Below are 10,875 nucleotides of genomic sequence, written 5' to 3'. Positions count from 1 at the left end.
GCCCCCCACCCCCCCCGCACCAGCGCCCACCCCACGCGCCCCCCCGCCCGCCCCCCCCCGGGCCCCCCCCCCGGGCGCGGGCCGCGGCGTCCCCCCCCGCGGCCCCCCGGCTCCTTCGCCGTCTCCTGATCACCGGCTCAGACGGGCATGTCCCGGCCCCGTCCGCCGCCGTCGACGCCGGCCCGGCCGAACTGCTCGTCCAGCACCGACAGTCGGCGCCAGTACTCGTCCTCGTCGATCTCGCCCGAGGCGAACCGCCGGCCGATGATCGCGATCGGCGAGTTCTCGCCGTACGGGGCGCGCCCGGCCGACGCCCAGGGGCCGCGCCCACCGCGCCCGCCGCGCCATCCGGTGCGGCGCAGCACCGTGACCACGGTGAAGATCACGGCCGCCCAGACGAGCGGGAAGAACAGGATCCACGGGCTGGGCCCGTCGTACGCCAGGGTGTTCATGTCCATCACGACTGCGCTCCTCGGAAGGGGTTGATCCGTCACCCCGAGCCTCGCCCCGGCGGGGCGCCCCGGTCGTCGTACCCCCGGCGGCAGTACGCGTACCCCCGGGGGAGTACCCCGCCCGTCGTACGTCAGCCGAGCCAGCCCGGCCGGACCAGCCCCGACTCGTACGCCAGCACCACCAGCTGCGCCCGGTCGCGGGCGCCCACCTTCACCATCGCCCGGCTGACGTGCGTCTTGGCCGTCAGCGGACTGACCACCAGGCGGCGGGCGATCTCCTCGTTGGACAGCCCCATGCCCACCAGCGCCACCACCTCGCGCTCGCGCTGCGTCAGCCGGTGCAGTTCCCCGGCCGCGGCAGAGGTCTGCGGCACCTTCGAGCGCGCCGCGAACTCCGCGATCAGGCGGCGCGTCACCCCGGGCGAGAGCAGGGCGTCACCCGCCACCACCGCGCGCACCGCGCGCAGCAGTTCCTCCGGCTCCGTGTCCTTGACCAGGAAGCCGCCGGCGCCGCCGCGGATCGCCTCGAAGACGTACTCGTCCAGCTCGAAGGTGGTGAGCACGACCACCTTGACCGAGCCCAGTGCGGGATCCCCGGTGATCGCCCGGGTGGCGGCCAGCCCGTCGAGCACCGGCATCCTGATGTCCATGAGGACCACGTCCGGGCGCAGCGCGCGCGCCAGCTCGACGGCCCGGGCCCCGTCGGAGGCCTCACCAGCCACCTCGATGTCCGGCTGGGCGTCGAGCAGGGCCCGGAAACCCGCCCGGACGAGCTGCTGGTCGTCGGCGAGCAGAACACGGATCATCCCCGTACCCCCGTCCGCCGCCACCGGGCCGCTTTCCGCCGCGCTCATGCCCGCTCCCCTCCCGCGCCGCCCCCCAGCGGAAGCCGCGCCACCACCCGGAAGCCGCCGTCCGGCCGGGGCCCGGCCTCGATGCTGCCACCGCGCTCCGCGGCCCGCTCCCGCATTCCGGCCAGTCCGCTGCCGCTGCCGCCCGGATTACCGCCCGTGGGCGGGCCGTCGTCGTCGATCGTCAGCTCCAGGGCGCCGGCAGGGCGGGCCAGACGGACCCGCGCCGTGCGGGAACCGGAGTGCCGCACCACGTTGGTCAGGGCCTCCTGCACGATCCGGAAGGCGGCCAGGTCCGTTCCCGGTGACAGGCCGCGGCCGTCGGCCTCGCCCTCCAGGGAGACGGTGAGCCCCGCGGCGGCGGCCTGGGCGAGGAGTTCGGGGAGCCGGCCGAGCCCCGGAGCGGGCGCACGGGGCGCCGCACCCGGCGCGCGCAAGGCGCCGAGCACCTGACGGACCTCGCCCAGCGCCTCCTTGCTGGCCTCCTTGATGGTGCGCAGGGCGGTACGGGCCTGCTCCGGATCGGCATCCAGCAGCGCCAGCCCCACCCCGGCCTGCACGTTGATCACCGAGATGCTGTGGGCCAGTACGTCGTGCAGCTCGCGGGCGATCCGCAGCCGCTCCTCGTCCGCCCGGCGCCGCTCGGCCAGCGCCCGTTCGGCCCGGTCGCGGGCCCGCTGCTCCCGGCGCACGCGCACCACCTCGGACCCCGCGAGCACTGCGAGGCCCCACGCGATGACCGGCCCCTCGCCCGCCCAGGACGCGGGCCCGTCCCCGGAGGGCGGCAGCCACCGGTAGAGCCAGTGGGCGATGGCCAGGTGTCCCGCCCAGAGCAGCCCGACGGAGGTCCACGCGGCGTACCGGTGCCCCGCGGCAACGGCGAACAGGCAGGCGACGGCCACGCCGAAGAAGACCGGGCCGTACGGGTACCCGGCCGCCAGGTAGCCGAGGGTGACGGCGCAGACGCCGCCCACGACGGCCACCGGGTACCGGCGGGCCAGGAGGAGCAGCAGCGGGCCGAGCAGCAGCAGGGCGCGGCCGGCCCAGCCCAGCGGTTGCCGGCCGGGCTGCAGGTGCTCGGCCCAGCCGGTGCCCGCCTGGGCGACCACGGCGACGACCAGCGCGGCCCGCCACGGGGGCCCGCCGGCGCCGGTCCGACGCCGCGTGCGCCCGGGCCCGTACTCCCGCCGCTCGCGCTCCCGTTCTTGTGTCCGCCGCTCCGCCATGCGGCCACGCTAGTCGGCCGGGGGCGGCTCGTCGTCCGCCGGACGGTGCGTGCGGACGTACTCCCCGCGGAGTACGGCGGGGACGTACGGGCGCGGGTGGCCGCGGGGTCGCGGCATCCGGAGGGGCCTCCGCGGGCGAAGTGCGGGGCAAGGGACGCGCGGGTTCGGAAGGGAGGTCCCATGACCGGGTGGAGGATCGCCCCCGACGCCGGGCGGGCCCGGGAGGCACGGTGCGGGCATCTCGACGGGCTCCCCGTGGCCGAGCCCGTCGCCGGCCCGCGGGGGTGCGGGCAGTGCCTCGCCGAGGGTGGGAAGTGGGTCCACCTGCGCAGGTGCCTGCTCTGCGGGCACACCGGCTGCTGCGACAGCTCGCCGGGTGCCCACGCGTGGGCGCACGCCGAAAGCACCGGGCACGCGGTGGCCCGTTCGGCCGAGCCGGGCGAGCGGTGGGCGTGGTGCTACGCGGACGAGCTGTTCCTCGTACCGGATCCGCCGCGGCAAGGGGCGGACGGAGGGGTGCACAAGGGTTGAGCTGATCGCCGCCCAGCCGCTGGGGGCACCAACGCGCGGACCTGTACGCGCCCGGGCTCCGGCGGCTGGTCGACGGCGGGGCCTGAGCGCGGGGCGCGCGTCCGGTCCCCGCCGCCGCGCCGGGACGGCCCGCTGCTACTCGAACCGGCTGGGGTCGCCCGCGCCGCGCCGGACGATCTCGGCCTCGCCGCTGGAGAAGTCGATGACCGTGGTCGGCTGCGTCCCGCACTCGCCCGAGTCCACGACGATGTCGAGCACGTGGTCGAGGCGGTCCTTGATCTCCCAGCCCTGCGTCATCGGCTCGGGCTCGTCGGGCAGGAGCAGCGTGCTCGACAGCAGCGGTTCGCCGAGCTCGGCGAGCAGCGCCTGGGTGACGACGTGGTCGGGGATGCGCACGCCGACGGTCTTCTTCTTGGGGTGCTGGAGCTGGCGCGGCACCTCCCTCGTGGCGGGGAGGATGAAGGTGTAGCTGCCGGGGGTGGCCGCCTTGATCGCGCGGAAGACGTCGTTGTCGACGTGGACGAACTGACCCAGCTGCGCGAAGTTCTGGCACACGAGGGTGAAGTGGTGACGGTCGTCGAGCTGCCGGATCGAACGGATCCGGCTGACGCCGTCGTGGTTGCCCAGCTGGCAGCCCAACGCGTAACAGGAGTCCGTGGGGTACGCGACGAGCGAGCCCGCACGGATGCTGTCGGCGACGCTGCCGATCGTGCGCTGCTGGGGGTTTTCGGGGTGCACATCGAAATACTTCGCCATCCGCCGAGCGTACGTGATCAGGACCGCCATGCGTACGGAAGCGATCGCGTGGGAACGGGCCGGGTACGCGCCATCGGTACGGTGGTCAGCAGCGGCCGTCGCACCGCCGCCGCCCAGGCGCAACAGTCGGGAAGGCGGACCTCTCGTGGGCGGTGGATGCCCGCGTCGGTGCGCCGGTGCCCCCGAGACGTCGGGAACTCACAGGAAACCGGCGATCGAAGCGAACTGATGTGCTGCTTCCGTCGGCAGGTCGTAGAACAGGTCGGACTCGATGTCGCCGGCCACAAGGACGGACCGCAGGAATGCGGAACAGGACTGAGCGTGGAACTCCCATTCCCGGCCGCGTCCCTCCTTGATCGCGACGGTCCACTGTTCGGGTTCGTCGCCGGGACGGACCAGCCAGTACAGGCAGTCACCGTTCTCCGTCACGGCCCACGCGATGATGCGGGATCCCGCTGCGTCCAGCTCGGCGGGCTTGGGCTCGCCGCCCCTCCAGAGGCCCTGCTGCGCTTCGACGCGTTCGCGGTTCACCCTGAGCAGGTCGTAGTGCTTGTTGGGGCAACCCGGCTCCAGTAGCCAGATGGCGTCGTCGAAGAGCCCACCGCCGTAGAGGTCGACGAACTGCTTGTAGTCGCCCGGCAGGACCGTGCCGAGTTCATGTTCAACGCGCGCCCAGTCATGGGTGCGGGGGGCGTCCGACGGGGGGATGGCTTGGGCGAGGCGGATGATGGCGGGGTTCACGGACGCTCCTTCAGCTCGGGTTCCGCCACCTCTTGGGCAGGTTGAGGATGGTGGAGTGTTACTGGAAGCTCAGCTGGTGCGGGTGCCAGGGGTTGGTGGGGCAGGTGTGGATGCGCATGTATCCGCGGCCGAGGTAGACCTTGGTGGGGGTGATCACGTGCCGGTAGAGGTCGGGGCGCCGGTCCTCCTCGGGGGCCCAGCTCGCGGAGGCGGGGTCCCATTCGACGTGGTGCACCGTCAGGAGCGGTGGCATCGGCGTCCCGCACGTCCGGCAGTCCACGGGCCGTGGGTCGGTGGCGTGCCAGGTGGCGAAACCGCCCACCTTCCAACCGGGCGCGAGGGACAGTGCGCTCCCGTACTCGATCCCGAACGGATCGTCGTCCTCGTCCTCGCCCTCGCCCTCGTCGAGGAGGTCTTCCTGCCATGCGTCGATGGCGTCCCGGAGGTCTGCGGGGAGCAGATCGATGTATTCGTGTTCGGTGATCTGCTCGGGGTGGACGACGCAACGCTCGGGCACGCATTCGGGTCGGCCCACGACGGCGGGCTCGGGCTGTTCGCTCAAGGTGCCCCGCGTGTCCGCGCCGCGCCGCCACTTCAGGACCACTTCGACGCTCTGGTCGGGTCCGTGCGCCTCGAAAGGGCACCAGAAGACCTGGAGGAGGTCGTACCCCTCCGGGCCCCGCAGATCCGGAATGTCACGTGCCCACAGCTGCGCGATCGCCAGCAGGGGTACGGGGTCCTCGTCGCGGATCTCCGGGGCGTGGGTTGCCCGTTGGAGACCGGCGAGAGCCTGGCGTTCTTCATCGGTCTTGTCCCGCCCCTGGGAGTCCGCATCGATGAGGCGGGCACGGCGCACGTCCGCCATGCGGTACCCCGTGCCCTTGGGGTGAACAGCGGTACACACCGGCCAGGGCTCGTCGGCAGGCCAGAGCATGGGCCCTGCGACCGAGCTGTCCTGGGCCGAGGGCCCGCCCGGGCGGGGGTGCAGGCGCGTGGCCGTGCGCCGGAACCCGGCCAGAGCCGGGAACAGCGCTTCGATGTCGACGGGGCGCGGGGGCGTGATGCGGGTCATGAACGGCTCCTCGGCGTTCCAGCGGGCACTTTAGACGCCGGTCCTGGGGTAGGCGGCGGGATTCTCGAGTATGTAGGAGAAGGTGAACCCCTTGTTTCCGTGCGCGGTGAAGTGGATCTCGTGCGGGATGGGGTTGGAGCCATGATATTTCGGGACGATGTTGTACTGGACTATCTCGTCCAGGGGACCGTCCACCTGCCGGAAGATGACGTCCTCGACCGAAAGGCGCTGTTCGGGCGTGTTGGTGGGGGTCTGGGTCTCCGTCACCAGGTTCTGGTGGGCGTACCGGCCCGTACCGTGCCCGCCGAGACGGTTGGCGTAGAGGTGTCCGCGGGCTTCGTTGAACGCGTTTCCGTCGCCGCGCCAGCCCGGGGGCCGCACCCTGCCGGCCTCGGTTCCCGTGTTGAGCATCTCGGGCCGGATGCATGCGTAGACGCCTGTGGGGCGCCCCATGCTGTCCAGCCGGCCGTAGCGGACGCTGCCCTCCCAGTCGTAGCCGTCGAGCTGGCAGCGCTTGGGCGCCAGTCCGAGAGGGTCGGCCCAGACGGACGGGTTGACGACGTAGGCCGACGGATTCGGGGCGGGGGAGAGCCCCAGGGGGTCGAGGGTCGTGTACCGGGCGGTGTCGGGGTCGTAGTGCCGGAAGAAGTTGTAGTGCAGCCCGGTCTCGGGATCGGCGTACTGGCCCGGGAAACGCAGCGGTGTGTAAGCGGTCGCGTCCCTGTTCCAGCCCGTCGCTCCCCAGGTGGTCGTGCGCGCGTGCCAGGCCGTCTCCCCGGTGGGGGACACCAACTCGGTGGGTGTGCCCGCCAGGTCGGTGACGATCGCGAAGAACCGTGCGTCGACCTCTTCCCCGTCCAGCACCTTGCGCTCGTACTGGCTGACCGGGCTGTGCCCGTCGTGTTCCCAGGTCAGGACGGTCCCGGTGGTGTCGTCGCTCTGCTCCACCAGCACGCTTCCGTCCCAGGTGTAGCGCACGCTCTCCACCACCGTCCGCCCGTCGGCCGCGAGGCGGTGCTTGGCACTGCGGCGGCCGAGGGGGTCGTAGGAGTACGTCCACACGGTGCCGTCGGGCGTGGTGCAGGACGTCATGCGGTCCTGGGCGTCGTAGGCGTAGCGCCAGATGTCGGGCTTGCGGGAGAGACGGGTGCGGCGCCGCAGAACGACCCGTCCGGCTGCGTCATGTTCGTAGTGGACGGTGCCCGCCCGCAGGAGGCGGGTGCCGTCGTACGCGCGCTGCCCGCGGGCGTCGGCGCGGCCGGCTGCCGGGGGCCAGTTCGCGGCCGTCTGGTTTCCGGCCCGGTCATAGGCGTAGGCCTCGGACCAGTCGGCCGATTCGACGGCCACGGGCCGCCCGACCGGATCCAGGGATATCTGCCGATCGAGGACGGCGGTCCCCGCGGTGTGCTCGGTGACCGAGACGGGGTATCCGTCCGGGCGGTAGCCGTACGTACGGGATCTGAGCGGCTCGGCCTCGGCGGCCGCGGTGAGCGTCTGGGCCGTCGGTCGGCCGATGCTGCTCCAGGCCGTCGTGAGGGTGACCGGCGCCTCGGGGGAGCCCCAAACGCGGGTGACCTCACGGCCCAGCGGGTCGTGGCCGAAGGAGATCGCATGGCCGTCCACTGCGATCGACGTCCGGTGGCCCAGCGCGTCGTAGGCGAGGCGGCTGACGGCGCCGGTCGGCGTGGTGCGGCCGGTGCGGCGGCCCGACTGGTCATGGTCATACCGGATGGTCCGGCCGTCGACGGTCTCCGCACGGACCCTTCCGACGAGGTCTCGTTCGATGCTCAGCACCGACGTGGCCGTGCGGGCTTCGGCCAGGGCGCCCGTGCGGTCGTAGGCGTACTCCGTCACCGCGCCGGCGGCGTCCTGGGTCGCCAGCCGTCCCAAGGAGTCCCAGGTGTAGGTGATGCTCTCGCCGAGCGGGGTGGTGCGTCGCGTGATCTGGTTGGCGGCGTCGAAGACGTAGTGGCTGCTCCGGCCGTCGAAGTCGGTCTCGCCGATCAGGTTTCCCGCCGCGTCGTAGCTGTAGTGCCAACTGTTGCCGAGGGGGTTGGTGACCTCCACCACGCGCAGCTCGGTGTCGTAGCGCAGGCGGTGCACGGCGCCGTCCGGGGCGGTGCGGACCACGGGCTTGTCGAAGGGGCCGTACTCGTTGTTCCAGGTGCCGCCGGCCGCGTCGGTGTAGGTGAGGCAGTTGCCTTCGGCGTCCCACGCCCAGGCCTCCCGGCTCCCGTCGGCGGCCGTCCGCTCCAGCAGGTGGTCGTCCGCGTCCCAGACGTAGGACTCCGTGCGGCCCAGCGGGTCGGTGACGCGCGTGGGGCGGCCCCGGTGGTCCCGTTCCACCCGTGTGGTGTCAGCGGCAGGGCCCGGGTCCGCGCCGGGGCCGGATCCAACCTCCAGGGGTAGGCCGGCGCCGTTGGAGCGGATACGGGTGTGGCGACCCACCGCGTCGGTGACGGTGGCGACGGCGCCCGTCACGTCGTGGGTGAACCGGGTCAGCGCTCCGTCGGGTCCCTGGGCGCTGGTGCAGTTTCCCCGCTCGTCGAAGGTCTGGCGCCAGACCGTGCCGTCCGCCGAGGTCACCTCGACGGGGAGGTGGTCCTGGTTGTAGCGGGCGGTGGACGTGCTGCCGTCCGGCAGCCGGACGGCGACGAGGTCGCCCGACTCGTCCCACTCGAGCGTGGTGGTGCGGCCGAGAGGGTCCGTGCGGCTGAGGGGCCGATCGTGGCTGTCCCAAGCCAGGTGGGTGGTGTGCCCGCGGGCGTCCGTCTCGGCGACGACCTGGAGGCGGTCGTTGATGTACAGGACCGTGGTGGCGCCGGTGGAATCGGTGTACCGGGTGACGTGGTGACCGGTGTCGGGGTGAACGGAGTAGGAGAAGGTGGAGGAGAGGATGCCGTCCGGGCCCACGGTGCGGGCGACACGGCCCACGCTGTCGTACACGTACCGGAAAGTGGAACCGTTGCGGTCGGTCCAGGAGGTGATACGGCTGTCCGCGTCGTAGGTGAACCGCATCGCCGGACCCTCGGGACCGGCAGGGCCGAACAGCTCGGTGAGGTCGCCCAACGCGTCGTACCCGTAACCGAGGACGCTCTCGGGTCCGTCGGGGCCGCGCACGGCGAGGCTCGTGATCCGGGAGGTGTCGGCCGCCACCTGGACCACGTACCCGCCCGAGTGCGTCACCGCGGTGGGTGCGCCGTCGGGGCGGCGGGAAAACGCGATGCGGTTGCCGTTGCGGTCCTCGATCTCACTGAGCCAGTACGCGGCTGAGGCACGGTAGGGGCTTCCGGTGAACCTGCGGATCAACCCGCTGTACGGATCGCGGATCTCGTACGTGCTCTCCCCGTCGTCCTCGCCGCCGTGGGCCAGGGGGAGGCGCTCGCCCTCGAGGGCGAGCACGAGTTCGCCGTCGGGCCGCGGCAGACGCGGGTAGACCAGGACGGATCCGTCCTCACGCGCCCAGACGGCGCCCCCGCCGAGGGTGTCGACCTCGATGCGCTCGTCGAGGGTGGAGGCCCAACTACGGCCGAACCAATGCCCGTAACGGTACGTCGACACGTGCGTGCGGCGCAGTGAGAGGGCCAGCACCCCCGGCAGGAAGAGGTCGGTCTGCGGCAGCAGCATCTTGCCGGTCGCGACATCGACGGGATCGTTCTTGCAGACGGTCTTTTCGAGGGACACGCCGTTGGCCCGCGGATCCTCCTTGGCGCCCTGCACGGAGTCCGGCTTGGTACGGGCGTCCCCGCCGGTACCAGGTCCCTTGCGTCCGGGTCCACCGGCCTTGGACTGCTTGTCCTCGCCGTCCTTCAGCTTCTGGCGGTTGATGCGGTCGCGGATGGCGTCGTCGTTGTTCTTGTGGTCGGTGGAGATCTGTTTGACGGCTTTGGGGAGGGTCTTGCCGACGTGGTCGCCCATGGACTTGGTGGCCTTGGTGAGGGCGGCCATGGCCTTGTCGGCGATGGGGTCGATGGCGCTGGCGATGGAGTCGCGGCCGCGGGTGCGGCCGTGGTGGCTCTTGGCCTTGCCGAGCTTGGCGGTGGTCTTGCCGTGAATGCGGGTGCTGACGGTGTTCAGCTGGGTGCCGGCGCGGTCGTGCTCGTCGTGGTCGATCTGGAGGTCGACCAGGCCGGTGCCGGTGGGGCCGCCACCACCGGGGCCGCCGGTGGCGCCGCCTGCGGAGGCGAGGTGCATGGCTTCCTTGCCGCCCTGGACGCCGCTGTCGAAGCCGTCCTTGCCGGCCTTCTTGGTCTGGCCGAGGTCGACGCCGTCCTGGAGGCCGATCGCCATCGCACCGAGCTGGACCACGAGGTCCGCGGCCATCTCCTCCAGCGCGGAGACCGCGGGTTCGGTGAGGGCGGAGACGATGTAGCCGACGGCTTCCTCGACGCACTCCTTGATCAGGCGCTTGATGACCTCCTGGGTGGCACGCATCGCACCGGCGCCGATGAGGGCGGAGAGACCGCCGGTCACGGGGATCAGGGATATCGCGATCCCGGCCTCGGAGGCGAGGTAGCCGAGCTGGACGAGCGCGGCCAGCTTCATGCCCTCGACGGCCCCGGCGGCCAGGTCCATCGCCCCGCCGATGGTCCGGGCAGCGCCGGCGATGTCCTTGAAGTGCTTGCCCTTGACCGTGTTCCAGTGCTCGTTCAGCGCCTCGATCGACTCGCCCTTGCCGGAGGACAGCAGCCGCTCGAAGTGGTTGTTGGCGAGCTGCCCGTCGTCCTCGAGGTCGTCGGCGAACTCCCGCAGCGCGTCGGCCATGTCGCGGTAGGCGTCCTCGTCGACGTTGGGCCAGGCCACACCGATGAGGTCCAGCAGTGTGTCCGCCCACTCGGGCACCGTGACTGACATGTCCCACCCCCGTGGTACGCATGACCGAGTAACCGAACATTCGTACCACAGATGGTTTCTGACGAGGAATCCGTGCATCCGGAGGCGGAGGGCCGCCGTACTCGTCTAGAGGCCGGCCCGGGCGAGCAGGACCTCCGCTTGCTCTCGCGTGAGTCTTGGCGGCACTGACGCGGGGGGAGGGCATGGCTGAGGGTTTCTCAGTGCGGACAGGGCCCATTGGGTCATGGGGTCGTCCGTCTCCAGGGTGGCCACGATGCTCTCGCGCAGGGACGGGGGAGTGTCCGGGCGGGCGGCGATCGCGTTGCGGACGAAGACGTCGGCATCCGATGCCAGTACGTCCCGCAGCTCAGGGGACAGGTCCGGATGTTCTGTCACGGCCCCGCGGACGTCGG

General features: G+C 72.1%; 8 protein-coding genes. 1 reads left to right on the top strand and 7 read right to left on the bottom strand.

What is annotated here, in order from left to right; all coding sequences use genetic code 11:
- Positions 1-137 precede the first annotated feature (137 nt).
- The 3 genes from ABZY31_RS29050 to ABZY31_RS29040 all read right to left on the bottom strand — a co-directional run bounded on the left by ABZY31_RS29050 (position 138) and on the right by ABZY31_RS29040 (position 2,529).
- Positions 138-452 (bottom strand): SHOCT domain-containing protein, encoded by a 315-nt coding sequence (locus tag ABZY31_RS29050; protein WP_356416129.1) that lies wholly within the window; start codon positions 450-452, stop codon positions 138-140.
- A gap of 131 nt (positions 453-583) precedes the next feature.
- Positions 584-1,258: a response regulator transcription factor gene (locus ABZY31_RS29045; RefSeq protein WP_356416126.1), complete on the bottom strand. Its 675-nt coding sequence runs from the start codon at positions 1,256-1,258 to the stop codon at positions 584-586.
- 44 nt (positions 1,259-1,302) lie between these two features.
- Positions 1,303-2,529: a sensor histidine kinase gene (locus ABZY31_RS29040; RefSeq protein WP_356416124.1), complete on the bottom strand. Its 1,227-nt coding sequence runs from the start codon at positions 2,527-2,529 to the stop codon at positions 1,303-1,305.
- A gap of 180 nt (positions 2,530-2,709) precedes the next feature.
- On the opposite strand from ABZY31_RS29040, the gene ABZY31_RS29035 reads away from it, so the two are divergent.
- Positions 2,710-3,060 carry a UBP-type zinc finger domain-containing protein gene (locus ABZY31_RS29035; RefSeq protein WP_356416122.1) on the top strand — a complete coding sequence of 117 codons (351 nt, stop codon included), beginning with the start codon at positions 2,710-2,712 and terminating at the stop codon, positions 3,058-3,060.
- 135 nt (positions 3,061-3,195) lie between these two features.
- On the opposite strand, the gene ABZY31_RS29030 is transcribed toward ABZY31_RS29035, so the two are convergent.
- The 4 genes from ABZY31_RS29030 to ABZY31_RS29015 all read right to left on the bottom strand — a co-directional run bounded on the left by ABZY31_RS29030 (position 3,196) and on the right by ABZY31_RS29015 (position 10,483).
- Positions 3,196-3,816: an L-threonylcarbamoyladenylate synthase gene (locus ABZY31_RS29030; protein WP_356416120.1), complete on the bottom strand. Its 621-nt coding sequence runs from the start codon at positions 3,814-3,816 to the stop codon at positions 3,196-3,198.
- 198 nt (positions 3,817-4,014) lie between these two features.
- Positions 4,015-4,557, bottom strand: coding sequence for an SMI1/KNR4 family protein (locus ABZY31_RS29025; protein WP_356416117.1), 543 nt, complete (start codon positions 4,555-4,557; stop codon positions 4,015-4,017).
- A 58-nt stretch (positions 4,558-4,615) separates the two neighbouring features.
- Entirely contained in the window at positions 4,616-5,629 is a 1,014-nt protein-coding gene (locus ABZY31_RS29020; RefSeq protein ID WP_356416114.1) for a hypothetical protein, read from the bottom strand.
- 30 nt (positions 5,630-5,659) lie between these two features.
- Positions 5,660-10,483 carry a DUF6531 domain-containing protein gene (locus ABZY31_RS29015; protein ID WP_356416111.1) on the bottom strand — a complete coding sequence of 1,608 codons (4,824 nt, stop codon included), beginning with the start codon at positions 10,481-10,483 and terminating at the stop codon, positions 5,660-5,662.
- Positions 10,484-10,875: the final 392 nt, after the last annotated feature.

This window comes from Streptomyces sp. NPDC006529, assembly GCF_040611795.1.
Lineage (GTDB): Bacteria > Actinomycetota > Actinomycetes > Streptomycetales > Streptomycetaceae > Streptomyces.
This window is presented reverse-complemented; position numbering and strand designations above follow the sequence as displayed.